This window comes from Vibrio sp. ABH4_348, from assembly GCF_056159765.1.
In genome coordinates, this window is the sequence record NZ_JBSWVW010000001.1 from 1,587,603 (window position 1) to 1,610,761 (window position 23,159).

The following is a 23,159-nucleotide window of genomic DNA, read 5'->3' on the forward strand; positions in this document are numbered from 1 at the left end:
CGATGCCAAATCCTCGATACTGCGGGCAGTATGATCCTTTGGCATGGTCAAAAAGAATATTGAAATGTCACCTCAGCAGGGGGCTGTGGTGTTTTTAAGTCAGTATAGTTTGAGTGATGAAGTTACAATTTACTAGTTCCATAATGGAATTAAAGCTTTTCCAAATTACTTAATTAATTCCATTAACCATCCTTTTAAACGGCTACTGGCTTAACTACGACCTGGTTCATTTCACTGTTCAAATAGACAACGATCGATAGTAGCGCCCAAAGACACAAGACCAAGAACACAAAAAACCATGAGGAATAGAGCACACCAAAGCCAGCGGATAATGAACCCATCATCCCCCCCGTTCTCTGAAATAGAGAACTTAAAGAAACCATGGTTGACCGAGCGTAGTCAGGAATATTGTTGTGTAACAGCTTGCCTGTAATACTTATCTTCAACCCCAGCGTGCCGAAATAAACCAACCAAGCGGCAACAAATACCCAAAGATTAGGGCTCGCGACCATTATCATGACAAAAATGACCTGTAACACCAAAGAGACAAAGGCTGCTTTGCCCAATTGACCGCCAAAGGCTTTAACCAGCTTAACTGAAAACTTTTGCGCAACCGCAATCAACAGCTGAGTAGAAGCAAACAGTGCATATAGAACCCAAAGACCCGAGTCTTTCATCGATAAAGCCACGCCAGAGAGTGTTGCCGCGTTTTCAATCAATATCGGCCAGTATTTTTCCATTGCACTTCCCACTGGCACAATTAGTAGTGACACGATTAGTAACCTGAAGACCACAGGATTTTTAACGAGCTTCCAAGTAGACAATTTGGCCAGCGGATTCACATTTTGATCGCCATCATTTTCGGGTTGTCGGACTGGTTTTGGTTCATCAATCCACCACACAGAAAAAACAAAGTGGGCAACATAACTAACTAAAGAAGCAATGATGATTGAATCCGTGTTTAAGTCACTGAAGAACGTACTGGTTACCAAAGCCAATATTGATAGCAACCCTATTCCTATACTCGAAAACAAACCAGCGACCTGAGTTACCTTCGCCAACCCAACTTGGAGGTCTGAATCTCCGGATAGCGTTGAAAAACGTTCGACATACCATGATTCCAACGTGCCCGAGTTCATTGCAATAGCAACGCCCCACAAGCCCATCCCCACCATCGCTCCAGTGAAGTTTTGCCAAACCAAAAATGTAAGGGTTGAAATACAGCAAAACGTAATACTTACCAGATACAGGTTTTTCCGGCCAAATCGATCCGAGAGAATCCCGCCCGGTAGCTCAGACAAAATCACCGATGTACTCATGGTAGCGTACACAATACCGATCTGCCCGGTAGTTAACCCCCAGTCGAGCATCATAATCGGCGTAAGCGCCACGATCATTAACATACTCAGCCTAGACCAACCTTGGTGTAACCCGAACTTACGTGAAAACTCCATTTTTGCTGTCATGATACTCCTTAATGACGATGTGCCGGACCGATTTAGATGCTCATTTGCCCCGAGAATATGTAAATAATGGGCGCATTGGCGAGGTGTTACGCAATGTCAACAAGACGAGAGACGTCGAAATCCCAAGTTTCGCACTGACGTTTGTCTGATTGAAATTGCAAGCGTTGCTTCGATATGTGCTGTTGCTGAAATAAACTAATCTGCCGTTATATTTATACCTTTATACGCTTAAACAACAAAGTACTATATTCTTCATCTTAAGCAATTGAATAAAATCTAACCTACAAAAAATGCAAAATCTTAGCAGATGATTTTACCAACTTTAAACTTGGCAGATTAACCGAACTAAATCCGCTACCTTCTGAAAATCCGTTTCACTTGACCCGTGATACCCAAACCGATAAAAACGACACCTTAGTGTCAATTCAAGGAAGTACAATGATTAAGGAAAATAGCTATTTTGAAGGTGGTGTGAAGTCGCTGGGTTTTGCAACGGCTTCTGGTAACTCAAGTGTTGGCGTAATGGCGCCTGGCGAGTACACATTTGGTACAGAGGCACCAGAAAAAATGACCGTGGTAAGCGGCGAGCTTATTGTTAAGTTACCGGCATCTGACCAATGGCAAAGCTTCCCAGCAGGGACAGAATTTGACGTGCCGGGTGATTCATCTTTTGATTTGAAAGTTGAGAAGCACACTGCTTATCTTTGCGACTATTTGTAATAGCAAAATGCTGACAAATAGAAACTGCAGCTTTAAGCTGCAGTTTTACTTTAGGAGTGTTCAAAAATTAAAGCGAGCTAGGCGGCCTGCGATGCTCGTTCTAACTGGTTTTCCAAAACATGTTTAACCAAGTTTGATACTGGGCTGCACTGATTTAACCCAATCCATTTGTATTCTGAGATTTCGTTGCTGGGTTTAAGAATACCGAGGAAATCTGCTCGGTAGCAATGAGATACGACTTCAACGTCATTAGAACTATTTGCGGCTTGGCAAGTAACAGTTTCGAGATATTCAATACTGTCAGTCAGTAGATGAACCGAAAGCTCTTCTCGAATTTCCCTGATCAAGGTCTCCTTGTGGGTTTCATCTTGTTCTACTTTACCGCCGGGCAAATAAAAACAGTCAATACCTTTACTCTTAACACACAGCAATTGGTTATCTTGAATCAGAATCCAAGATAATTTTGTGATTTGTTCAGCCATATCCCCTCACAAAGCTTATTACTACCGTCTAATCACCTTCTAACGGATCGAGCTTTCCGCTGAGCTTCATTTAAACGTCTAGGTGAAACGTTTCACCAATAATACACACTTAAAGCCACGGATCAATAGATTTAGTGAAACGTTTCACTTCAAGTTAAAAAGTTAACGCGATATGATTGAGTTGAATAATCGGAGACCAATTTGATATGGCAACACTAAAAGATGTAGCGGCAAAAGCTGAGGTGGCAGTAAGTACCGTCTCCTATTACCTAAACAATAAGAAGCAGTTAAAAGACAGTACCAAAGTCCGCATTCAAAATGCGATTGAAGAACTCAATTATCAATACAACACTGGCGCTGCACAATTAAAACGGGGTAAGAAAAAGCTACAAACCATTGGTGTTATTGCCTTGAGTAACGACAATCCATTTTTTATTGAGCTTTTTCTCGCGGTACAAAAACATATTAATCAGCAAAAGCTAACTATGTTGTCGAGTTTCCTCGATGGGGATAATGACACCATCGAGTCGCAGTTTGAGACAATGCGCCCCCAGATTGACGCTTTGATAATTCTTTCTAAAACATCTGACATTGGCATCGACAGACTTCAAACATTATCTGGCTTACCCATTGTCTACGTGAACTTTGATAGCAAACTCTGTAATAGCCACTGCGGTGGAACTTCTTTAGATATCAAGGACTTTGATGGCGGTTACTTAGTGGGTAAATATTTGTTAAGTAAAGGTCACATGAATATTGCCTGCCTTACCGGACAAGCTGACACCAATGCAACATTTGGCCGCTACCAAGGTCTGTGTAAAGCGTTAACAGAAAATGGTAACGCGACTTCTTCAGTGTGTATTGAGAGTGATTTTTCCTTTGAAGGTGGCAAAGAAGGAATGACACGTATTAGTCAGTTGGAAACGCTTCCATCTGCGTTATTCTGTTTCAATGACATGATGGCCCTTGGTGCCATCAATAGAGCTCATGAACTTGGAATCGATGTACCGGGAGACCTTTCCGTTATTGGTTATGATGGAATCTTCCATTCGCAACTCTGCTACCCAAAACTGACAACCGTTACGTTGCCACTCGATGAAATCGCCGTTCAAGCAGTATCGGGGATCCAATCAAAATTCAGTAAAGGGATAGACCATTGCAATATCTCAATCTCCCCCACTCTGCTTGAAGGGCAATCTGTTTCCGATGTTTAGTGTGCAATGCAACGTAGCATTTCGAGAATTTAATCTAGAAAATGCTACGTTCATACTTCTTGTTTAGACAAAAAGAAATGGTTACTTTTTCCACTCAAACGCGACTTTCTCTATACCGTAAGACGGCATCCAACGCTTTGTTTCTATGAACCCTGATTTCTCATAAAGCGCGATAGCGGGCAGATTGGCAGTTGCTGTCTCTACTGTCACAAATTCCGCACCCAACTCATTTAACACGTGCTCCAAAAGCTTGCGTCCAATGCCTTTGCGAAAGTGCGCGGGTTCAACGGTGAAGCTATCTATTTCTATGGTGTTGGACTGTTGTGATAGCTCCACTACTGCTGCCAATTCATTTTGTTCAAAAAAGCCATAAAAAAGACCACTTGAACTTTGAATATCGGAAGCACGACGCAGTAAAGGTGGAAAAACTTCAGCTTCAATAAGGTCTGCTTCAATTTTGTAACTATTCTGGAATACTTGATAGATGTCTGCCGCTACTGAGCTTTGGCAATGTTGCAATTTGTCAATCATGTTTGGTTAAAACCGTGGTTCTTAAGACGCGGTAACATAACCTAACTTTCCATGTAAAGATAGGAACCTAGCTAAGCCTCTATTTTAAAGGCGTTTCATCTATTTTTGTAGTGCCAAACTCGTTGTGGTTATACAACCTGATTCATTCACAAAGTAACTCGAGGCTAACTATAGTTCCTGTTAGTTGATAAAACTATCAGAGCACAATTATGGATATCGTCACCCTCTCCGTTATTTCGGTATTTCTGGCTTTTACCTATTCATTAAGCTTGCTACTGCTCAATCATTTGCACAGGCAGTATAAGGGTCTGGTTGTATTGTCACTCGCTCTGGCTTCAATTGGCACTGGGTTTATGCTGATTTCTTTGGGTAATGATGTCACGCACTGGATATCAAAAGTTCTTGCCAATAGCCTAATTGCCGCAGGCGCTGTTTTCTTAGTACACGGTTTCGGTACATTTCGAGGTTATGCTGCACATTACAATCAAATCGCCTATATCTCACTGGCTACATGCATCATCTCGTTGGTGTATTTCACCTTCTTTCATATTTCCACCGAGGCGAGGATCATTATTATCAGCGCGCACATGGGGCTTTGTATGATGCTCAGCATATTGGTTAACATCTATGGACAAAAAAAGGACAACCCATTTGCAAAAATGATGCTTACAACCGGGCTGACAGTGTTCGGTTTCTTCATGTTGTTCCGAATTGCTTGGACGGCAAACGCTCCGGGAATACCCGATTTCATGCAAGCTGGAACAGTACATCAAATTGCCTTCGTCGCTTTAATGCTACTCATTGTCTTTATCGGTTTTTCAGTAACTTGGATGGTGTCATCCAGAATGGTGGATACTGTCTATCATGCGTCTATCGAAGACTCACTGACTCGTTTGTACAACCGCAGAGCGTTGGAAGAATTTGTACCTAAAGAACTCGCTCGTGCAAAAAGGCATGGCGAGCACTTGTCTTTTCTGTTGCTAGATATCGATAACTTCAAGAAAATCAATGACACCTACGGTCATCAAACTGGTGACAGTGTGTTAAAGACCATCGCTCGAATCCTAAATTACGAAACTCGGAAAGAAGATTCGTGTTTTCGATATGGAGGAGAAGAGTTTTTGGTCACCCTACCGGCAACAGATGAAGACCAAGCGATGATAGTGGCGGAAAAACTTAGAAAACGGGTTAGCCGAAGTCAAATACTGCCCAGTCGTAGCGATATATGCACTATTAGTATTGGTGTGGCGACATTAGAGAGCGAAACCAATTGGCGAGACATTATTGAAAATGCCGACCAAGCACTTTATGTTGCCAAAGCGACTGGCAGAGACAGAGTAATGCGTTTCGACCTGGAAACCATGTCTCCAGCGAATGAAGTTGAATCCGATCATACTGGAAAAACTGGTAACGTCGCATTTATAAAAGACAGGGTCGCCAAAAAGCGGTAGCGCTACTAATGGATCTGCCTTTATCCAAACCAGCGCCAAAACCAGACAACTTGGCCATGGGCAATCAAATCAAAAATAGTAAAAAACACAGCAGTAATGACAATCAACTTTAAAATGCGCTTTGCAATTAACATCTAAAACTTCCCTAAAGCGAAAGCCTCGAAGTATATACCCAACTAACATCAAGATACGAGATGGAGTGAGTGATAAGAGCTGTTCTGGTCATTGTAGACTGTTATCAAATGTTACTGTGATAATGTGTTAATCAAAGAAAATGACGGGCAGTGCTAAACTCCCGCAGCGCTAGGTCGCGATTCATGGGTGCGATACTTAAAAATCAAGCCTACTATGACGAGCTGTAAAAAAGCGGTTAGCAAAAAGCTCAAAATTGACTGCATTTGAAAGTACTTTTCGGTGTAAATATATAACGACAAGTTACCGACCATAAACGCCGACCAAGACAACGCTGACACCCCGGCGGAGGACTTTGTTTTTAAAAGATGCACCAGTTGAAGCAATGTGGCAGCGGGAAAAATAATGGCAGGTAAGTACCCTATTAGTTCAATTATCGAATTCAATCGCTCGGCTCCTTTCTAGATCTAATAAATCACGACAAAGCCAAACCCGAGTTCAAACTCAAAGCTAAGCCGTGAAAACTAGACTACCTGTCAAACTCAATAGACACAATCACGAAAGCAGCAACCAAGTTACTTACACTCCCAAACCATAATTGTGGTTTCAAATTGATTAGAGGTTGCTTGATGGAGCGGTTCAAAGCCTTGAGAGACATAAAATCCAACATTGTGTTTTTCACACTGCAAGTAGAGCTTAGGAAACGATCTAGCTATTGCGATTTGCTGAGCTCGGCTGATCAGTGATTTGGCGATGCCTTGCCCGCGATATTGATTTGATACAAATACACCGCCTATCCAGTGTTCATAGCTTGGATAGCTTTTGTTTTCTGTCAATTTTAGTTCCAAGGTTGCTACTAATTCACCATCTATATGCGCAACCAAATTAAATGGCAACTCGCAATCAGCCGCATTGCTTTCGATTTTAGATTGAACCTTGTCTAAGGTGACATCCGCTACTTTGCTAATCCATTCATCAAAATACCATTGAGTGATGCGAGCTATATCGTCCGCTTTCGAGTCTTGGTCAGGCTCATTTGGGAGAGCTGAAATTTCCATCTTTATCTATCCCTAATTCTTTGATTGCGTCCTCTACCCACATAGCCGGTAATGAGTGCCCGCAAGAATACCAATACTGTTTTGACTGGCGGCAATCTAATTGTTCAAAGCACCACAGCAAATCCGCTCGACTGGAATCTTCATCCTGTTCACCACAAAAGAAGTACACGTCGCTGTACTTTAAGTGCGAGAAGTTATTATGAAGCGAATACTCATCGTCGTATTCACGCTCTGGAGTGGGTGATGCAAGAACAAAGCTTTCTACAGGAAATGTCAGCTTAGATGCTACTTTCACCCCAATAATGGAACCTGCTGAAAACGTCACTAACCGAATTGATTCAAAGCTATTCAGTTCAACGATCTGATTCACTCGGGAGACGATATGTTCCACTGACCGCTCAACAAACTTAGGCCATAACTCATCACTGATATTATGCGGATCAAATTCCGGTTCATCCGCAATAAACTCGCCATGCCCATACAAGTCGAAAGCGCAGAATGCGTAACCATACCTAGCGAGTTCCCGAGTGAAATTGCCACCTTTGGTATAGCCATCTAATTCAAGCCATTCTTGTTTCGAGCTTGAAAGACCGTGAATGCACACCGTTAAGGTGGAACCAACTTGATCAGCTAATTCAAGATGTTCAGAGTTGTTATCGTTCATAGAGGTAAACCTGCGCAAGAAGCCAAGAGCGATTAGAGTAACCATAACCGCTGAACCGTTGCCTAACTTAGATCAATACAATCATGAGGTTACTGATTCAAGATCACATTACGGGGTCTGGGTTCGCTGTTTGACATCGTATTGATTATGAAAACTTAACTCGCTTTGGCGACACAAATTAAACGCTTAGACAGTTGCGAAAATGGCGATTCATCCCAGTCAGCATAAAGTGCCATTATTTCCAAGCCCGCAGCGGTTAAGTATCGCTCTATTTCTTCGAGTGAACGATACTTTAGCTCGATACTACTCTGGTAGGACCGTTCGTCCTCGAACACCCGCTTAGTATGGTAAATCACTGTGTTATCAATGGATTCATGTTGGCTGCATTTTCCATAAACCTTAACAGTTGTTTGATCTGAGCTTTGGTAACTTTGCCAATATTGAAAATCTTCTGAGGTTTCAAAATGAGTTAAGCCGTTTAGACGAGTATCAAAAGCGAAAAGACCGTTCTCACTTAGGTGTTTGCGAATGTTGCTCAGTAAAGATTCAAGGTCACTATCTAACAAAAACGCCTGAAACGCGTTACCAGTCATCGCAACCAAATCGAAAGATTGGCTCAAGTCGAATTGGGTCGCATCAAGGTTTAAAAAATCAACGTTACCCTTGCCCATTGATTTACGCCTAGCATGCGCCAACATGGGCTCGGCGATATCTAAACCAATCGTGCGCTTGAATCTTTTTGATAATGGAATCGTTACGATTCCAGTACCACAACACAAATCTAAAAATCCGTTGCCGGGCGTTTGCTGAGCCAGATTTGTCAGAAATGCAATTTCACTCTCATATAGGTGGCCATATTGAGCGTCATACTCTTCTCCAGACCAAAACTCACTTAGATTTTGCTTCACTTCATACCTCTTATACTGAAGTTTTTCATAGTAAAACGCGCGAGTGACAATTTTTCAACAAAATCAGTAGCAAACAGCGAACATTAGAATGCAAAAAGCCAATCAATCGATTGGCTTTTGTTTAGCGTTTAGTAGTAAATATTAATCTAAAACCGTACAACCTATTAGGGACAATGAACCTTTGTTGATAGAATTTTATCTAAGTTGGTGTGAGGGTATTTTATAAGTACAAGCGCAAACCAAATAAACCAAACCACCCCGCTTATACCAAATGCAACTCGCAACATCATCTCTGTCGAAAATAGCGTAGCAATACCAATTATGCCTTTAACCACACTAAATATTGAAAACGACCGGCTAATTCTTTTCGAATAAATACCAAACATTCCAATAATAATCACCCAGACGCCGCCAATAAATTCTATACCACCTCCCAAACTATCCGTCATGAGTTTTGATGTCTGGTAGTAGTTTAGAGACGTTGATAATTCTAGTGGGGAATTGGAAATCAGGTTTGTACTGGTTATTGCGATCAACCCAGTTGACACTAACAATACAACCCAAAACAGCCCAAATATATACGCTACTGTGGCTAATATTTGCGATGTTGTGTATATGAGTTCCTTTACAGCCAAATTTGATACAAGTAAAAAACACGCAAAGAAAACGTAGCCAACGATATAAGTAAACTTAATTAGACTTGAGTTCTCAACAATAAATCCGATTCTATCTGCACCTTTAAGTTCCGCAGGTGCAACTAACACCGCACCGTAAATAACCATCAATAGCACATAGCTAATTGCCATCAACATAAGTGAAATAGCGGCAAGTTTGTTTAGAGTTTTCATGTTAACATTTTGGTTCATTCGTTTCGTTCTCTATCATCGTGTACAAGCGAGCACTCAAGCTCTGAGATGACTGTAGTTTTAACGAGCTAACCTAGATTTTTCGTCCTGTCCAAGCGAGAAGGACACATTTTTTTGGAGGTAGACATGGCTGAAGGTGCAACATTGGGCATGTGTCTTTTGTGCTTGTCGCATCAGCTGTTGTTTGGTGAACGCAAAAAGCTGTCCTTCACCATTTCAGCCATATTGATCCTTTTGACTTGGCTGAGTCTTGGTAGTTTTTGGATGTCTATCAACCCACTCACTGAAAAGATATTTATTGCCTTTATTCCATTGGCTTTTTTTCTACTGCTACTGTTGATGTTTTTCTACTATCAAATACTAGTGGGGAAGGAAGAAAATTGGACTAAAAAAAGAATTATTATTCATATCTTTCCTAGTGTCATCGCGTCCTTTCTGACGATTTCTTTATCACTAATGCCATATTCTGATTTCAAATCGATGTTTTGGGGATATGGGAGCGAATCAATATGGATTAATATCAATTCGATCTTTTTTGGCTCACTATTAATACTATGGGTGGCACTCAGCATAATTTATATCATAAATATGGTATTAATCAGTCAAAAATACCACCAGAGACTAAGCTATAGTTTTTCGAACTTCAAAGGGAAAACCATTAATTGGTTCACGTGGTTTATTGCACTGATTATTTTCACTTGGATATATAGCCTAATTACACTCACTTCACCGGGTGAAGGAATAAACCATATTTTTAACCTGACAGGTGTGAACCTTCTTGTACTATTGTTGGTTTGGTTCTTTAGCCTAAACTCAACCCGACACAAGCCGATTTCTATTGATGTTAAAGCTGAGAATCCAAAGGAGCTATATTCAAATTCTGGCCTGGATACCGAACGACTAACTAGAATCGCAACCAAAATTGCTGAGTCCATTCAGTCCAATAAAATGTACCTTAACGCCAATTTAACCGCGGCAGAACTCGCCCAACATCTAAATATCTCGGCACACTATCTGTCGCAAGCCTTTACTCAGCACCTCGACACCACGTTTTACAACTACGTAAATGAATGCCGTATACAGGATGCAAAGCAACAACTAACGGAAAGCAACGATAATGTCCTTGAAATTGCACTTCGCGTTGGCTTTAACTCTCGCTCAGCATTTTACAATGCTTTCAAACGTCACACTGGTCTCACACCCAGCGCTTATAGGAAAAGTACCCGCTAAATCAAGCCGAACTTGGATTGTGAAAATAGTATCGATAATATCCAACCAAGTTGCTGGCAATAAACAGAACTTCCATCACCACCGCAGTTGGCGAGCCAACAAGATAGTTGTGCAGAAGCCACAAACTGGTACCCACAATCATCAATTCTCTCAAACGCTTGTCGTTGTCTTGAAAGGCCGCGACTGTTTGAAATATAGAAGCAAGGCAACTTAATACGCTTATAAGACCAGAAAAAGTAACCGCAGTCGCGACAATCGACAACCCACTGAATAGATACATGAGCTTCGGATTTGTTGAAAATATACTGAGTAGATATCGCACTGTGGCGATAGCCATCAACGTAGCCGCCGTCCATTGTTCTAGCAGAGCAAAGTGGATTGAAATCAGTGTACCCGCAAAAAATAAGCAAGTAACATGTGTTTTCTAGATTTGAATTGAAAGGAAAGTAGATCAAACACGATCGCAATCCCCACCAGAACTTGTGAAAGTAAAAATGCGTCCATTCTTGATCCTTAACTTCAAAACGAAAAACGGAGCCCAAAGTATGGGCTCCGAAAATTTATTAGAAACTATTGTTGATGTGAAGGCAACTGCTGGCTGGCATAAGCATCGGCGAAGCCATGGTTACGGTCTCTATGACCGGCTTCATCTTCACGAACTCGAAGAATTACATCTCTTAGCATGGCGTAACTTGGCAACTGGTAATAATCGATAGCGATTTGAGGAGCAGGCGTATTTTCAACTTCGCCACTATCAATTTTGCTTAAATACTCAGTGTAGCTCTTGCACGCTTCTTCCTCGAAGTAACCCACCACACGGTGTGCCGTTCTAGAAGACAATAGGTAGATTAAGCCGTAAACGACAATGAAGGCACCTTGCCCCAACAAAACCAGCAGACGTTCAACCCAACTTGGTTTTGCGATATCGAGAAAAATCATTAAATGCATCCGTTCGTTTTCGGCTTCGTCAAGAAGTTCTCTAATCCAGCCTTCATCATCTTTCATTTTTCGGAGTGCTTTAAGATGATTGAACATTCCCGCGACCATTCCAGGAACCGCCGCTATCGTTTCAAGAATAACCGCGCGTTTAGCGTATTTTTTCCCATAAAAAATGTTCAAGGTGAATTTTAAAAGCTGGGTAATTCGGTAGGCAATACGTTCAGATAACTTGCTGGCTTTACGGTGTGTCAAATTGAACTCACTCATAATTATCGTCCCCATCGGATTTGTTGATCTGGTTTCAACCTACTCCTACTTTTTGACAAATTCAACTATTTTTGAATTATTAAAATTTATTTTAATAATGTTATATGAAAGTTAAAAGTCGACTTAACAAATTCATTTAAATAAAGATAACAGGTCAAATTTTAGTTCTTAAAATCGTTTACTGCGAAGAACTGACATACCTGTTAACAGATTCTTTTTAATACAGGTTTGCTGACTACTTAAAGTGATGGGCGTATGAAGACTCAATGCTGCGGTTTGAACTTTATGCCCCATTCCCCGTACCAAGAAGCAACACAACCGAGGGTCAAAGCAATGTTTTCAATGTTTAAACGAAATCCAGCAAAGAAGTTAACGAAGCGTCATTCAATGCTTCTCGAACAAGCGATGCAAGCGCAAAGACGCGGCGATATCAAAACATATTCGCTATTAACTGCGGAGGCAGAAGAGCTGCACGCAGAAATAAAAGCGCTTAGTGAAAAATGAGATAAAGATAATGGCGCCCCAGTTAGACATGACTGGGGAGCCAGACTGTTTTATGCAGATAGTCTTATGTTGCAGTTAGCGTGCTGGAGTAACGACTAAATTGTAGTTATCCAATCCCTTCCACTCGGTAGACAACACCGACATGAACACCTTGTCTACAAACTCTCCGTTACGATAGCTCGCCTGACGCATTATTCCTTCATGCTGAAATCCTGCTTTGGAGTATGCGGCGATCGCACCTTTATTTGCGGCACTGGCGGTCAGCTCTACTCGGTGTAATCCGAGTGTTTTGAATGCATAATCGGTTACTATTTGAGTAATTGATGAACCAATTCCCCTGCCCCAATACTCCTTCTCACCAATTAAGATAAAAAACTCACCGCAGCGATTAATCGTACTGATACCAACTAAACCTGCGTATCCTATCAATCGATGACTTTCTTGCTCACAGATTCCAAAAGACACATTCTTTGAGTTCGAATTTATGGACGTTAGCCATTTTTCAATATCCGCTTTTGACTGGGGGTAAGCGTAAGATGAGAGACTATAAATCGTGACCTGGCGGTCTAACGACCATCTGTAGAAAGCATCCACATCATCTACATTTATTGGGCGCAGGTAATACCCGTCAATCTCTAACTGCATAGCGTTCCTCAATAAAACTAAAAGTAGTGTATCCGGGTTAGTCCCGTCTGCTTGGTATAGTCTTTAGCAGAGGCCACTTAACTAGCCACTCTTTAGTGCTAACCCGTCTCTCAAATATTTCGCGTGACCGTTTGGGGTTGTGGGTAATACTGAAATTAAATAATGACTCAACACCAAACGCCGAAACTATTTCATATTCGTTTTGCTCTATTTGCCGTATTGCGACCGCGGTTTCTTTTTCAGGCCAATAGCTCATTGCGTCGATCGTGCTTTGATAGGGCTTATCTCCATTAGCGAAGTGCATTTTAGCTTGATTGCGAACTTGCCAATTAAGTTCAGGCACCCTGTCTCTTAAGTAGACTTCATAATCTGCACAAGCGTTGTCATTAGATTCACTGGGATCGAAATAAATCACATCAGCATCGTGCAGAGGTGTAGGTGACTTGTAATCGTGTAGCCAATCCCAAACCATATTTCGGACAAAGCCAGCAGCAATATAACATTGTGGAAGATTTAGTTGAGATACACATTTCAGTGCTTTCAATCTCAAATCATCTTGTTTGATTAGTTCGACGATTCTTTCCATGCTCTCAAAAGTTACTTATATTGGGTTCAGCCACCTTGTATAAGCCGTCGATGCTTCAACAACTCGCCATCTGCGCGTAAAGGCCTAGGCTGTAAATCCGAGAAAATCAGCTTTGTTAGATATTTGAGAATGATAAGAGCAGCAAGCTTATTGCGCTGATTAAAATACTGGTAAACGTGAGAGCCATCCCTTTGACTCTAAATTTAAAGTTCTCTTTTTCTTGAGAAACTCCCCAAGCATGAGCGCAACGCCCAACAAGTAATGTTAGACATACAAAATGTATAAGCCAAGTGCTACCGTTTGAAACTTCGACCATTAAGGCGAGCACTAACGCAATGGGAACATATTCGCAAAAATTTGAATGCACCCTCATGGCGCGAAGCATGACGTTACTCTCGCCGTGGCCAATTCCAATTTTTAAGCGGCGTCTTAAAACAATGGTTCTGGCACTAAGCCAAACAAACAAAAACGCAAGTAAAGCAGCATATATCCCGACAATCATATCAATCCTTGATCTAAAAAATGAGGTCACCGTTGATAATAGTAACGAGTAACCCAAATTATTCTAGTCAGCGAAATCTAACGAAGAAATACGACAAGTTCACTCGTGTTCAATTACTTTACAGCGCTTTCTTCAAACATTTGTTTATAGGACTTGGTTTGCAACTCTTTGTCTGACAAACCAAATTTAATAGCGAGAGTTTCGAGCTCCGATTTGTAAGTCGCCAACATCGATTCGTCATCAGTCATAATGGCGAACTCAGCAAAATCACCAATACCTTCCAACGAATCAACCGTAATATGAAATTTGCCCACAAAGTAAATACTGCGAGTTTTGGTTGCTTTCAAAGTAACCTGATAGCCCATAGTTGCAAGCATGCTCCTTGCGCTCTTGGCATCGGTTATATCCGTCGCTTCACATCGATCTGTTTCTGGACCTTTTACAATCCAAAGTTGGATACCGGATGGCTCCATAGTTCGAATACAAACACTCTTATTTTGCTGGCTTAGCGACTTATCAGCAGTATCAAAGTACCAATCGGTCTCTAGATTGTTTTCAATCATCACTTCGTACGGTATTTCATTTAAAACACTCAAAAAATGTTTCTTTGAATCAAGGCGATACTTAAGTTCTACCTCATACTTACCTTTAAAATGTTCGTTGCTCATTGGTTGTTCCAAAAGGAAATCGGTAATTTATAGCAATAAGAAAAGTCAGTCATGATTGGAAACAAAGATTAGGGGGCTTTTTTCGTTACTGAGCCAATCTGCCCATGCCATCCCGCATGTCCGACTGTTGTCATGTTTTTAAGAACTTGTGTCTTTTAGGTTAAGTGACCAATCTGCTTATCCAGCGACCTGTGCGAATTCTATAAAACGCCGGAAGTAACTTCGCGACTTCTTCTAAAAGTACGACGGCAACAACGGCTTGTACTGGCCAGTTCAACCAAAATGCAACCAAGATAGAAATCGGTACAGCCAACAGCCATTGCGCAATTAAATCTAACCAGAACGTAAACTTGGTATCACCGCCATTTTTTAGAATTCCAGACATCGCTGTCATTGTTATAGAGCGCAGTGCGATACTGGCTAGAATAAACGGAAATATCTGTTTAACTGCGTCCAACACTTCTTTTTCTAAGCCGTGCAGCCCTTTCCAAAGCAAAGGTTGGATAAACCATAGAATTGAGATCAACGTAATTGCCGCAACCATAGAGCTTACAAGCGCAGCCTTAATATAGGAGCCCAATAAATGGTCGTTATGTTCACCAATAGCTTGACCAATTAGCACACCTACTGCCGCAGCGCATCCCCAACTAAAAGAAGCTGCAACTATCTCTAACGGAGCCAATACCGCCATGGCTGCCAGCGCCGTATTATCAATATGACCATAGATAGAATGGTAGACAGAAAGCCCGAGGCTCCATACTAGTTCACCACCAATAAGAGGCAGAGCCAAAGTGATGTACTGCCTTGCTTTACTCGACACAAGCACTTCTCTGGCGACAGCCCAGCTTAGGCTCAAAATAGGTAGTCTACTGACGATAATCCAAGCCAAAACCGCGGTTGCTGTACTTCTCGCGATTAAGGTTCCTAAAGCCGCACCTTTGATTCCAAGCTCTGGGAGTCCAAATTGCCCAAAAATTAGCGCATAATTTAGGATTATATTCAGCACTAATTCGCCAACAAATAGTTGAAGAATTAGTTGAGGCCTTCCAATCGCTCTAAGACCGGCTCCCCAGATAAGTGCAAAAGAGCCGGGAATAAAACTAAACGCAGCAATTTGAATATAGGATGCCGCGAGTTCTACCGTATGTTCATCTGCCGCTATTAATCCAGCAAACATAGATGCGCCGAAATACAACACAGGCACCATGACAAAGCTAAAAGCAAGCGAAAATGCGATTCCTAGATGAACACTGTGCGCGACAGATTTATCATTTTTAGCCCCTGTACCTTGTGCAACAAGGATTGCCACCGCTCCCGACAGACCGATAATAATGTTGAAACATAGCCAAAGCACTCTGGCTCCCACACTACCTGCAGCCACATTGTGACCACCTAATTGAGCAAGCATGTAGGCGTCAACAAAGCCTAAACTTGAAAACAACACACTGTGCATTGCTATTGGTGCCGCCAAGATCAGTATTTTTTTATACACGTTCATAATTCTATATTTGGTAAATTTTGGACAGACTGAGCCCCAGGACATGTCCTGTAATCAGTTCAGATAATTGAGTTAGTTAAAACGGTCGATTAAATGCTTAATAAAGGCATTGATTTTTACGCTGCGTCGATTTCTTTCAGGATAAATGAGAAATACTGGCTTCAACGCCTGAGTATAGTTTTGCAGGATTGGTACTAATCGCCCATCGGATATGTATTCATACAATAAGTACTCTGGAGCTTTAACTATCCCTGCTCCTTGCAAAGCAAATTTGGATAACAATACTCGATTATCCGACCGGATCGCGCCTTCGGGGTAAGCTTCGATTAGATTGTTACCATCGAAGAAACGCCAGTTTTTTTCCCAAGATGTCATAAGACACGCGAAGTTCGACAATTCACTAGGCACGTCAGGTACCCCAAACTGGTCAATAAACTTAGGTGACGCACAACACAAATGTCGGTAACGAGTCAGCTCTTTAGCAATCATATTGTCGGGAAGCTCGTTTGTTGAGCGAATCGCTAAATCAAACTGGCTTTGGTCAAGAGCAATCGCTTCTGACCCAAGATCAATCTCGAACAAAATCCCCGGATGTTTTAGATTAAACTCATGACACACCTTTGGCAGAAAGGACTCACCAAACATAGATGGCGCTGTGATACGTATCGTGCCTTCAAATTGAGTTACGTCTTCACTGAGATCTTTTTCAACAGTCAAAAGCTCGGAATCAACTTGCAACATTTTATCTAGAAGCTTACTGCCATTGGTCGTCAAATTGACGGACCGCGTTGACCTAACCAGTAACGCAACACCTAAATCTTTTTCTAATGCCGTTATTTGGCTAGACAAGTAACCACGAGAAATATCAAGCTTCTCTGCCGCTTTAGCGAAGCTTAAATGCTTGGCGACTTCAGCAAACAAGAAATAGCGCTCAAACGTCTTATGTCGTTTAGTCATATCTATGCATACGATTGGGAAAACACGAGATAGCGAGAGTATAACAAACAACTATAGAGGCATTGTTTGCTATATCAAATTGTGTTTTTAGAATAGCTACATTCTGGATAAAACGGCATCGGGAATATTAAAGGCTGGGAACTTAATGCTGGCTATGGAGTAGTTGACTCTCGTTTATTGGCATTTGATAACGGGCGACATCGAAACCCAATGTTTCTTTTCTGTCCACAAAGTCAAATCCACAATTCTCATAGAACGCTCTTAAGCGCTTTCTAGCACCATGACAGTCACAGCGAACCCATGAGCAACCATGCTCTTCTGCCAACGAACGTATCGCCTTTAATGCTTGATACCCCAAACCTTGGGAATTAAAAGCATCACCAATTGCAAATTTGTGGAAAAACAGGCTTCCCTTTGTATCCATGTCTTTCCAGAAGTCATCACTATCGAAACTGATAAAAACGCAGCCGACGATCTTATCTGCATGTTTTAATAGAAATAAACTATCAAGAGCGTAACTGCTCTTTAATTCCTTTACTGAAACTTGTTCGTGAGTCCACAGAGGCAGTCCTTTCTTATTACACCGCTCAACGGTTTGAACCAAAAAATTGGATGCAATACTCCAATGCTCATCTTTAGAAGCTTTAACTAACTCCATTACGTCTCCTGAGAATGCTATCGACTACTTGATGCTGACAATTTCAAGTTAACTCAATCAAAACAACGCTTCTTGCCCAAATGCATGATAAATACCGTTTTCAGTAGCCGCCTTTATAGTTTCAACAACCGCCACAGCGCCCTCTTCAGCAGTATACTTGGCATCACTGGAGCCTGAATCGGTTTGCAACAATCCCGGGTTAATAGACAGAACCATATTTTCTGACAGCTCTGAATCACTTGATAGACACAAAGAAAGCATATTTTGAGAAGCTTTGGCGATTCGGTAGCTATATGAAAAGTCGCGTTTATCAAAATCGCCTCGCAGGGTTTGCGTAATTGAACCCAACCTTGAAGTGATATTGACTATTTTAGTGTTATTAAAAAACTGCTGACACCCCGAAATGACTCTTAAAGCCGATACACAATGCAAGTTCACTTGGTTCAAAACTTCTTCAGGATCGACCGAGGATATGTTTGTTCCAAAGCTACCCATACCAGCATTATTAATGAGTACGTCTATCTGACTTACCTTCAACGTGACCAAATAATCTTGAAGTTTCTTAGAAAAATTATTCGACCTAATATCCGCTGACAAATGTCGAAAACTATCGTGTTGTATATCATTAGAGGTACGCGAGACTCCGATCACAAAATGTCCAGATGAAAGATATTGTCTAGCTAGTTCATAGCCAAGTCCCTTTGACGTTCCGGTTACGAGAATTACATTCATACTTTTAATTTGTGGTTATTTGTGGGAAAGAAACTAAAATAGAGTGTAAGCATTGCGACTACTAAGTCTTTCACCCTGTATGTGGCCTCTACTAAAACCTAAGCTGCAAATGATGTAGATTAAACCCTTCAACATAGTTTGGGATTACCCCTATTTCTTGGTAACCAAGACGTTTGTAGAAAAGTACAGCTTTCGCGTTCAATGATTGAACCCAGATGCATGAGGCTCTTTGCTCTTTCGCCATCTCGACAACTTTTTCATGCAAGATTGAACCGTAGCCACTGCTTCTATGCTTTTCTGAAACCCATAGCGAATCCAGATAAAACTGCCTTACATGGGCTTTGCAAATCGCGCCGCCGATTACCTCATCGTCTGTTTTTAGCACCACCGAACATTTTTTCGGCTTTTCGTTATTTACTTCGCTTAACCCAAAGAGCATCAGCCCATCAACGACTTGTTGGATGTCTTCTTCGCTTGGGTTTGGATCTAGGACTACCTTCATGTTTTCACTCAGACTTACTACTAAAGGAAAGCGGGAAAGACGCTTCAACGATTTGAGGCACCAAAAGATGTGATGAGATTATGTAACTGCCTCTGTCGGTTCAGTTAGATCAAACTTCAACAATTACGGCATTTACACACGCGCTTGCTAGCTTGCTTTTTATCGGCATAACTAACTCACTAGGCACCCAAACATCGAGTGCTCCATTAGCGCTATTAAATAGCGACACACAGGTGCCAAAAATTGGGTTACTCGCAAACTGGATTCGTACCACATCAGACGAATTTATCGTCTCGCCCTTTAATCGAAACAGCCGCTCAAAAGCGTGTTTACGAATTTTTATATTGTCTTCCTCTACCTCAAGTATCGCGTCAAGCCGTGAAGACTTGACGCTGGCAATCACTACAAGTAGCGGAAGCAGAGCGGCCACCCCCCAAAAAGCAATGATGATAGTATCCAATTTCGTGTCATTCCAGGTTAGTGGTTATTTAACTCACCTTGAGTGAGTATCCCTATTAAATTTGTCCATACCCTAACGTGAAAAGTTAAGGGAGTGGGCTTCTCAATGAGTTCTGACCATAGATTCTCGCGACCTTCTTAGATTGCGTAAAGTATTGGACCCAGATCGCATAGTACAACCAAGAGTATGAAACTGGTCTAGGAAGCTCGAAACCTGATTTGAATACATAGTGAAAATATAGATATCCAAAAGCGACTATAGACATTTGGATAGTTAAGTCACAGCCAAGCCAAGCCCTAACCAACTGAGGAGTCTCGTGATGGTATTTTTTGAGTTTTCTCACAATCACTAGCGAAACGCTTATAGAGGCTAACTGGCCAACAATTGCAGACGTTGAGATAAAAACATCTGATCGCCCGTAGTCATTGTAATTACTAAACAAGTCGAGAAGCTCGTTAGAAAAGTAAAAAAGTGAAATGCAAACTACCAACCAGTTTATCGCAATAAAGAGCGCTAGCGACTCTGAGTTATCTTTTTTCAACCTGCCTCCCTGGTACCAAATTGTTGAATGGTTCTGTAAACACACTAAATGAATAAACGAAAGTCGTTCGAATCACATTAATTTATCGTTTCGGACGAGATAACATCTTTTGCGAGTACCAACAGGAACTATCGAATTATTACAAGACATTAAGCTTATTCAGCCTATATTTTATAAGCTAACAAGTAAACTGGATAGGCCAAGAAATAACCTCACGATATGTTGAGACTGTAAATACAAAAGAAACACTCTAAATTGAAAAGAGCAGCCCCAAAAGAATAAAGACAATTCATTGTCTCAACGTACCATTAACCTTAATGCTGGTTCTTCACTTCCAAATCGAATCAATTTCTTCTTGAGTGAGATAACGGTATTCACCGGGCTCTAGGTCCTCATCAAGCTCTATCGTACCGATACTTTCACGATGTAAGTGTTCAACTTTATTGCCTAGAGCAGCAAACATACGTTTTACTTGGTGGTATTTACCTTCGTGAATAGTGAGAAGCACTTCTTTTTCGTCAGCGTCTACAATTTCAAACTGCGCTGGTCTGGTTAGCTCTTTCTCGTTTCTTAGCTCAATGCCGGCTTCAAAGGCTTGTTGATAGTGCGCTTCAATTGGATCTGCAAGCCAAACTCGGTAGGTTTTTTCACATTTATGTTTTGGTGAGGTAATGCGGTGAGACCACTGGCCATCATCGGTAATCAAAACTAAGCCAGTGGTATCAACATCAAGTCTGCCGGCAAAATGCAGATCTTGCATGCGAACTTCATCGAGCAAGGTAAATGCAGTGTGGTTGAAGCCGTCTTCGTGCGAACAAACAAAGCCATCGGGTTTAAACAGCATGATATAACGAGGGCCGACTTGGTTTATCTCCCTTCCCTGCCATTCCACCACTGAGCCTTCTTTCACTTTGAAAGAGCCTGATTTTTGCATCACATCATCTACCGTGACTTCACCACTTTTAATGATTTTGGTTGCTTCTTTTCGTGTTGCTCCTAACGCATCACATAAGTATTTATCTAAACGCATTTACACCTCAAAACTGTTTGCGACACAAGTATATCTAGGCCAAGATAGCGTGTTCAATCTTTGTTTGTCTTACAGGTTAGTTTTCCGCCTCAATGTACACTCTTCGCCCTTACCAAGCTGATTCCGTGAAAGCGGTGGTTCATTATTTTCGAAAACACTCCACGCCCGCTGTGATTGTGTTGCCAACTGGTGCCGGTAAAAGCTTGGTTATTGCTGAATTAGCGCGCTTAGCTAAGGGCAAAGTATTAGTACTGGCACACGTTAAAGAGCTGGTAGAGCAAAACCACGCCAAATATGAAGGTTATGGGCTTGAGGGCGCGATCTTTTCGGCGGGTTTAGGGCGTAAGGAGACCGACTCACAAGTCGTATTTGCTTCAGTGCAATCTGTGGTGCGCAACCTCGATGAGTTTAAAGAAGCATTTTCGCTGTTAGTGATAGATGAATGTCACCGAGTACCTGAAGACATAAACAGCAGCTATCAAAAAGTCATTGAACACGTCAAAACGCTTAATCCGAATATTAAGATTTTGGGCCTAACGGCAACGCCCTATCGCCTCGGTTTAGGATGGATTTATCAGTATCACACACGTGGACAAGTGCGCAGCGAAGAACCAAGATTTTTCCGGGATTGTATTTTTGAACTGCCGATTCGCTATTTGCTTGATGAAGACTTTTTAACGCCCGCAAGAATCGTTGATGCACCACTGCTCAGTTATGATTTTTCGCAGATATCCCCAACACATATGGGGCGATATAAAGAATCTGACTTGAACATGGTCATTAACTCGCACAAACGAGCAACGCCACAAATTGTCGAGCAAATCATTCACCATGCCCAAGCTTCTACAGGCATTATGGTTTTTGCTGCCACAGTGCGCCACGCAGAAGAAATCGCCTCTTTATTACCAGTGGGCGAACACGCCTTGGTAATTGGTGATACACCTCTGACCGAGCGCGACCAAATCATTCAGGATTTCAAAAATCGAAAGATTAAGTATTTGGTCAATGTATCGGTATTAACCACGGGGTTCGACGCACCACACGTCGATTTGATTGCCATATTGCGCCCTACGGAATCCGTCAGTCTTTATCAGCAAATTGTTGGCCGTGGTCTGCGCTTGTCTGACGGCAAAACGGAATGTTTGGTACTGGATTACGCCGGTAACCAATATGACCTTTACCAGCCAGAAGTTGGCGACCCCAAACCCGAGCCCACCAGCGAAATTATTACCGTTCCCTGCCCTGCTTGTGGCTTCAACAACAATTTTTGGGGCAAGCTCGATAACAATGGCTACCTCATCGAACACTACGGTAGAAAATGCCAGGGCTATTTTGTAGAAGACGAAGGCGATAATGCTGGTGAGCGCGTTCATTGCGGGTATCGTTTCCGAGCGAAGTATTGCAGTGAGTGCGGCGCAGATAATGATATCGCCGCGAGAATTTGTCACGAATGCGATGCCACCTTAGTTGACCCAGACAAAAAGCTAAAAGAAGCGCTAAATCTAAAAGATGCCTTAGTGTTTGAATGCCACGACATGCAGTTCAAACGCCACGAAAACGACAAAGGACAAGCGCAACTTCAGGTCAGCTATTTCAGTGAAGATGGCGCTCAAGTCCACGAGTTTTGGCCACTGCGTACACCCAAGCAAAAAGAACGATTTGAGCTTCAGTTTGTTCGGCCACACTTAGCAGACAGGCATCGACCTTATGATGGGTTGTCACCGAGTAAAGTGGTTAATAATGAACACAGATTTAGGCCACCAAAATTTGTGGTCGCCCGTAAGTCAGGCCGTTTCTGGAAGTTGCGCGACAAGATTTTTGATGACGAATTGAACGGCTAGAGTTTTCTAAGTTGTATTTGGTTTGAAATCACTGAATTTCCTTGCTCAGCGTGGCTCACAATGCTAGTATCCGCGCGCTCTGTTAGTAACTTGTGTTACACAGAGCT

26 protein-coding genes and 1 pseudogene are annotated in these 23,159 nt (G+C 41.9%); 6 read left to right on the forward strand and 21 right to left on the reverse strand.

Features of this window, described 5'->3' with window-relative positions; genetic code table 11:
- Nucleotides 1-194: 194 nt before the first annotated feature.
- The gene (locus tag ACXAFJ_RS07080) at nt 195-1,466 is read right to left on the reverse strand and encodes an MFS transporter (protein ID WP_475322397.1); all 1,272 of its coding nucleotides are present in this window, start codon (nt 1,464-1,466) and stop codon (nt 195-197) included.
- A 438-nt stretch (nt 1,467-1,904) separates the two neighbouring features.
- On the opposite strand from ACXAFJ_RS07080, the gene ppnP reads away from it, so the two are divergent.
- A complete protein-coding gene (ppnP, locus tag ACXAFJ_RS07085) occupies nt 1,905-2,186 on the forward strand; it encodes a pyrimidine/purine nucleoside phosphorylase (RefSeq protein WP_475322399.1) in 282 nt (93 codons plus the stop codon).
- 77 nt (nt 2,187-2,263) lie between these two features.
- On the opposite strand, the gene ACXAFJ_RS07090 is transcribed toward ppnP, so the two are convergent.
- Nucleotides 2,264-2,668, reverse strand: coding sequence for an NUDIX hydrolase (locus ACXAFJ_RS07090; RefSeq protein WP_475322400.1), 405 nt, complete (start codon nt 2,666-2,668; stop codon nt 2,264-2,266).
- Between the two features lie 206 nt (nt 2,669-2,874).
- Between ACXAFJ_RS07090 and ACXAFJ_RS07095 the strand changes: the two genes are divergently transcribed.
- Nucleotides 2,875-3,882, forward strand: a complete 1,008-nt coding sequence (locus ACXAFJ_RS07095) for a LacI family DNA-binding transcriptional regulator (RefSeq protein WP_475322402.1) — start codon at nt 2,875-2,877, stop codon at nt 3,880-3,882.
- 81 nt (nt 3,883-3,963) lie between these two features.
- Here ACXAFJ_RS07095 and ACXAFJ_RS07100 read toward each other — a convergent pair whose 3' ends face one another.
- Nucleotides 3,964-4,413, reverse strand: a complete 450-nt coding sequence (locus ACXAFJ_RS07100; RefSeq protein ID WP_475322403.1) for a GNAT family N-acetyltransferase — start codon at nt 4,411-4,413, stop codon at nt 3,964-3,966.
- 209 nt (nt 4,414-4,622) lie between these two features.
- Between ACXAFJ_RS07100 and ACXAFJ_RS07105 the strand changes: the two genes are divergently transcribed.
- On the forward strand, nt 4,623-5,864 hold the full coding sequence (locus tag ACXAFJ_RS07105; protein ID WP_475322404.1) for a GGDEF domain-containing protein: 1,242 nt from the start codon (nt 4,623-4,625) through the stop codon (nt 5,862-5,864).
- Between the two features lie 707 nt (nt 5,865-6,571).
- Here the strand turns inward: ACXAFJ_RS07105 and ACXAFJ_RS07110 are convergent.
- From ACXAFJ_RS07110 to ACXAFJ_RS07125, 4 genes are all read right to left on the reverse strand, one after another.
- Nucleotides 6,572-7,054, reverse strand: a complete 483-nt coding sequence (locus ACXAFJ_RS07110; protein ID WP_475322406.1) for a GNAT family N-acetyltransferase — start codon at nt 7,052-7,054, stop codon at nt 6,572-6,574.
- Nucleotides 7,029-7,718 carry an alpha/beta fold hydrolase gene (locus tag ACXAFJ_RS07115; RefSeq protein ID WP_475322407.1) on the reverse strand — a complete coding sequence of 230 codons (690 nt, stop codon included), beginning with the start codon at nt 7,716-7,718 and terminating at the stop codon, nt 7,029-7,031. Before ACXAFJ_RS07115 ends, ACXAFJ_RS07110 begins: the two co-directional genes overlap by 26 nt.
- Nucleotides 7,719-7,873: 155 nt before the next feature.
- Nucleotides 7,874-8,626: a class I SAM-dependent DNA methyltransferase gene (locus ACXAFJ_RS07120; RefSeq protein WP_475322409.1), complete on the reverse strand. Its 753-nt coding sequence runs from the start codon at nt 8,624-8,626 to the stop codon at nt 7,874-7,876.
- Nucleotides 8,627-8,790: 164 nt separating this feature from the next.
- Nucleotides 8,791-9,492: a hypothetical protein gene (locus ACXAFJ_RS07125; protein WP_475322410.1), complete on the reverse strand. Its 702-nt coding sequence runs from the start codon at nt 9,490-9,492 to the stop codon at nt 8,791-8,793.
- A gap of 126 nt (nt 9,493-9,618) precedes the next feature.
- On the opposite strand from ACXAFJ_RS07125, the gene ACXAFJ_RS07130 reads away from it, so the two are divergent.
- The gene (locus tag ACXAFJ_RS07130; RefSeq protein ID WP_475322411.1) at nt 9,619-10,722 is read left to right on the forward strand and encodes a helix-turn-helix domain-containing protein; all 1,104 of its coding nucleotides are present in this window, start codon (nt 9,619-9,621) and stop codon (nt 10,720-10,722) included.
- 1 nt (nt 10,723) lies between these two features.
- On the opposite strand, the pseudogene ACXAFJ_RS07135 reads toward ACXAFJ_RS07130, so the two are convergent.
- Together ACXAFJ_RS07135 and ACXAFJ_RS07140 are read right to left on the reverse strand one after the other, a co-directional pair.
- Nucleotides 10,724-11,226 (reverse strand): annotated as a pseudogene (locus ACXAFJ_RS07135) (YgjV family protein).
- A gap of 66 nt (nt 11,227-11,292) precedes the next feature.
- The gene (locus tag ACXAFJ_RS07140) at nt 11,293-11,928 is read right to left on the reverse strand and encodes an alternative oxidase (RefSeq protein WP_475322413.1); all 636 of its coding nucleotides are present in this window, start codon (nt 11,926-11,928) and stop codon (nt 11,293-11,295) included.
- A 333-nt stretch (nt 11,929-12,261) separates the two neighbouring features.
- Between ACXAFJ_RS07140 and ACXAFJ_RS07145 the strand changes: the two genes are divergently transcribed.
- The gene (locus tag ACXAFJ_RS07145) at nt 12,262-12,432 is read left to right on the forward strand and encodes a DUF6435 family protein (RefSeq protein WP_475324079.1); all 171 of its coding nucleotides are present in this window, start codon (nt 12,262-12,264) and stop codon (nt 12,430-12,432) included.
- 75 nt (nt 12,433-12,507) lie between these two features.
- Here the strand turns inward: ACXAFJ_RS07145 and ACXAFJ_RS07150 are convergent, their stop codons facing one another.
- The 12 genes from ACXAFJ_RS07150 to rsuA form a co-directional block, all read right to left on the reverse strand.
- A complete protein-coding gene (locus tag ACXAFJ_RS07150; RefSeq protein ID WP_475322414.1) occupies nt 12,508-13,077 on the reverse strand; it encodes a GNAT family N-acetyltransferase in 570 nt (189 codons plus the stop codon).
- A gap of 37 nt (nt 13,078-13,114) precedes the next feature.
- Nucleotides 13,115-13,663 (reverse strand): nucleotidyltransferase family protein, encoded by a 549-nt coding sequence (locus ACXAFJ_RS07155; protein WP_475322415.1) that lies wholly within the window; start codon nt 13,661-13,663, stop codon nt 13,115-13,117.
- A 115-nt stretch (nt 13,664-13,778) separates the two neighbouring features.
- Complete coding sequence (locus ACXAFJ_RS07160) at nt 13,779-14,165, reverse strand: MAPEG family protein (RefSeq protein ID WP_475322416.1); 387 nt, start codon at nt 14,163-14,165, stop codon at nt 13,779-13,781.
- Between the two features lie 113 nt (nt 14,166-14,278).
- A complete protein-coding gene (gene cyaB, locus ACXAFJ_RS07165) occupies nt 14,279-14,833 on the reverse strand; it encodes a class IV adenylate cyclase (RefSeq protein ID WP_475322418.1) in 555 nt (184 codons plus the stop codon).
- A gap of 160 nt (nt 14,834-14,993) precedes the next feature.
- Nucleotides 14,994-16,331 (reverse strand): MATE family efflux transporter, encoded by a 1,338-nt coding sequence (locus tag ACXAFJ_RS07170; protein ID WP_475322419.1) that lies wholly within the window; start codon nt 16,329-16,331, stop codon nt 14,994-14,996.
- A gap of 72 nt (nt 16,332-16,403) precedes the next feature.
- Complete coding sequence (locus tag ACXAFJ_RS07175) at nt 16,404-17,288, reverse strand: LysR family transcriptional regulator (RefSeq protein ID WP_475322421.1); 885 nt, start codon at nt 17,286-17,288, stop codon at nt 16,404-16,406.
- Nucleotides 17,289-17,430: 142 nt separating this feature from the next.
- Nucleotides 17,431-17,946 carry a GNAT family N-acetyltransferase gene (locus ACXAFJ_RS07180; RefSeq protein WP_475322422.1) on the reverse strand — a complete coding sequence of 172 codons (516 nt, stop codon included), beginning with the start codon at nt 17,944-17,946 and terminating at the stop codon, nt 17,431-17,433.
- A 57-nt stretch (nt 17,947-18,003) separates the two neighbouring features.
- On the reverse strand, nt 18,004-18,678 hold the full coding sequence (locus ACXAFJ_RS07185) for an SDR family NAD(P)-dependent oxidoreductase (protein WP_475322423.1): 675 nt from the start codon (nt 18,676-18,678) through the stop codon (nt 18,004-18,006).
- 91 nt (nt 18,679-18,769) lie between these two features.
- The gene (locus ACXAFJ_RS07190) at nt 18,770-19,180 is read right to left on the reverse strand and encodes a GNAT family N-acetyltransferase (protein WP_475322425.1); all 411 of its coding nucleotides are present in this window, start codon (nt 19,178-19,180) and stop codon (nt 18,770-18,772) included.
- Between the two features lie 109 nt (nt 19,181-19,289).
- Nucleotides 19,290-19,640, reverse strand: coding sequence for a hypothetical protein (locus tag ACXAFJ_RS07195; RefSeq protein WP_475322426.1), 351 nt, complete (start codon nt 19,638-19,640; stop codon nt 19,290-19,292).
- 85 nt (nt 19,641-19,725) lie between these two features.
- Nucleotides 19,726-20,226 carry a DUF2569 family protein gene (locus ACXAFJ_RS07200; protein WP_475322427.1) on the reverse strand — a complete coding sequence of 167 codons (501 nt, stop codon included), beginning with the start codon at nt 20,224-20,226 and terminating at the stop codon, nt 19,726-19,728.
- Nucleotides 20,227-20,509: 283 nt separating this feature from the next.
- On the reverse strand, nt 20,510-21,211 hold the full coding sequence (gene rsuA, locus ACXAFJ_RS07205) for a 16S rRNA pseudouridine(516) synthase RsuA (protein WP_475322429.1): 702 nt from the start codon (nt 21,209-21,211) through the stop codon (nt 20,510-20,512).
- A 92-nt stretch (nt 21,212-21,303) separates the two neighbouring features.
- Between rsuA and radD the strand changes: the two genes are divergently transcribed.
- Nucleotides 21,304-23,052, forward strand: a complete 1,749-nt coding sequence (gene radD, locus ACXAFJ_RS07210) for a DNA repair helicase RadD (protein ID WP_475322430.1) — start codon at nt 21,304-21,306, stop codon at nt 23,050-23,052.
- Nucleotides 23,053-23,159 lie beyond the last annotated feature (107 nt).

Bases quoted from the DNA above. Each gene is read 5' to 3' on its own strand.
- ACXAFJ_RS07190 (WP_475322425.1), bottom strand. From the start codon at position 19,180: ATGAAGGTAGTCCTAGATCCAAACCCAAGCGAAGAAGACATCCAACAA.
- ACXAFJ_RS07155 (WP_475322415.1), bottom strand. From the start codon at position 13,663: ATGGAAAGAATCGTCGAACTAATCAAACAAGATGATTTGAGATTGAAA.
- ACXAFJ_RS07145 (WP_475324079.1), top strand. From the start codon at position 12,262: ATGTTTTCAATGTTTAAACGAAATCCAGCAAAGAAGTTAACGAAGCGT.
- ACXAFJ_RS07140 (WP_475322413.1), bottom strand. From the start codon at position 11,928: ATGAGTGAGTTCAATTTGACACACCGTAAAGCCAGCAAGTTATCTGAA.
- ACXAFJ_RS07125 (WP_475322410.1), bottom strand. From the start codon at position 9,492: ATGAACCAAAATGTTAACATGAAAACTCTAAACAAACTTGCCGCTATT.
- ACXAFJ_RS07115 (WP_475322407.1), bottom strand. From the start codon at position 7,718: ATGAACGATAACAACTCTGAACATCTTGAATTAGCTGATCAAGTTGGT.
- ACXAFJ_RS07170 (WP_475322419.1), bottom strand. From the start codon at position 16,331: ATGAACGTGTATAAAAAAATACTGATCTTGGCGGCACCAATAGCAATG.
- ACXAFJ_RS07100 (WP_475322403.1), bottom strand. From the start codon at position 4,413: ATGATTGACAAATTGCAACATTGCCAAAGCTCAGTAGCGGCAGACATC.
- ACXAFJ_RS07160 (WP_475322416.1), bottom strand. From the start codon at position 14,165: ATGATTGTCGGGATATATGCTGCTTTACTTGCGTTTTTGTTTGTTTGG.
- ACXAFJ_RS07090 (WP_475322400.1), bottom strand. From the start codon at position 2,668: ATGGCTGAACAAATCACAAAATTATCTTGGATTCTGATTCAAGATAAC.
- ACXAFJ_RS07175 (WP_475322421.1), bottom strand. From the start codon at position 17,288: ATGACTAAACGACATAAGACGTTTGAGCGCTATTTCTTGTTTGCTGAA.
- ACXAFJ_RS07185 (WP_475322423.1), bottom strand. From the start codon at position 18,678: ATGAATGTAATTCTCGTAACCGGAACGTCAAAGGGACTTGGCTATGAA.
- ppnP (WP_475322399.1), top strand. From the start codon at position 1,905: ATGATTAAGGAAAATAGCTATTTTGAAGGTGGTGTGAAGTCGCTGGGT.
- cyaB (WP_475322418.1), bottom strand. From the start codon at position 14,833: ATGAGCAACGAACATTTTAAAGGTAAGTATGAGGTAGAACTTAAGTAT.
- ACXAFJ_RS07080 (WP_475322397.1), bottom strand. From the start codon at position 1,466: ATGACAGCAAAAATGGAGTTTTCACGTAAGTTCGGGTTACACCAAGGT.
- radD (WP_475322430.1), top strand. From the start codon at position 21,304: ATGTACACTCTTCGCCCTTACCAAGCTGATTCCGTGAAAGCGGTGGTT.
- ACXAFJ_RS07110 (WP_475322406.1), bottom strand. From the start codon at position 7,054: ATGGAAATTTCAGCTCTCCCAAATGAGCCTGACCAAGACTCGAAAGCG.
- ACXAFJ_RS07105 (WP_475322404.1), top strand. From the start codon at position 4,623: ATGGATATCGTCACCCTCTCCGTTATTTCGGTATTTCTGGCTTTTACC.
- ACXAFJ_RS07130 (WP_475322411.1), top strand. From the start codon at position 9,619: ATGGCTGAAGGTGCAACATTGGGCATGTGTCTTTTGTGCTTGTCGCAT.
- ACXAFJ_RS07180 (WP_475322422.1), bottom strand. From the start codon at position 17,946: ATGGAGTTAGTTAAAGCTTCTAAAGATGAGCATTGGAGTATTGCATCC.
- ACXAFJ_RS07150 (WP_475322414.1), bottom strand. From the start codon at position 13,077: ATGCAGTTAGAGATTGACGGGTATTACCTGCGCCCAATAAATGTAGAT.
- rsuA (WP_475322429.1), bottom strand. From the start codon at position 21,211: ATGCGTTTAGATAAATACTTATGTGATGCGTTAGGAGCAACACGAAAA.
- ACXAFJ_RS07095 (WP_475322402.1), top strand. From the start codon at position 2,875: ATGGCAACACTAAAAGATGTAGCGGCAAAAGCTGAGGTGGCAGTAAGT.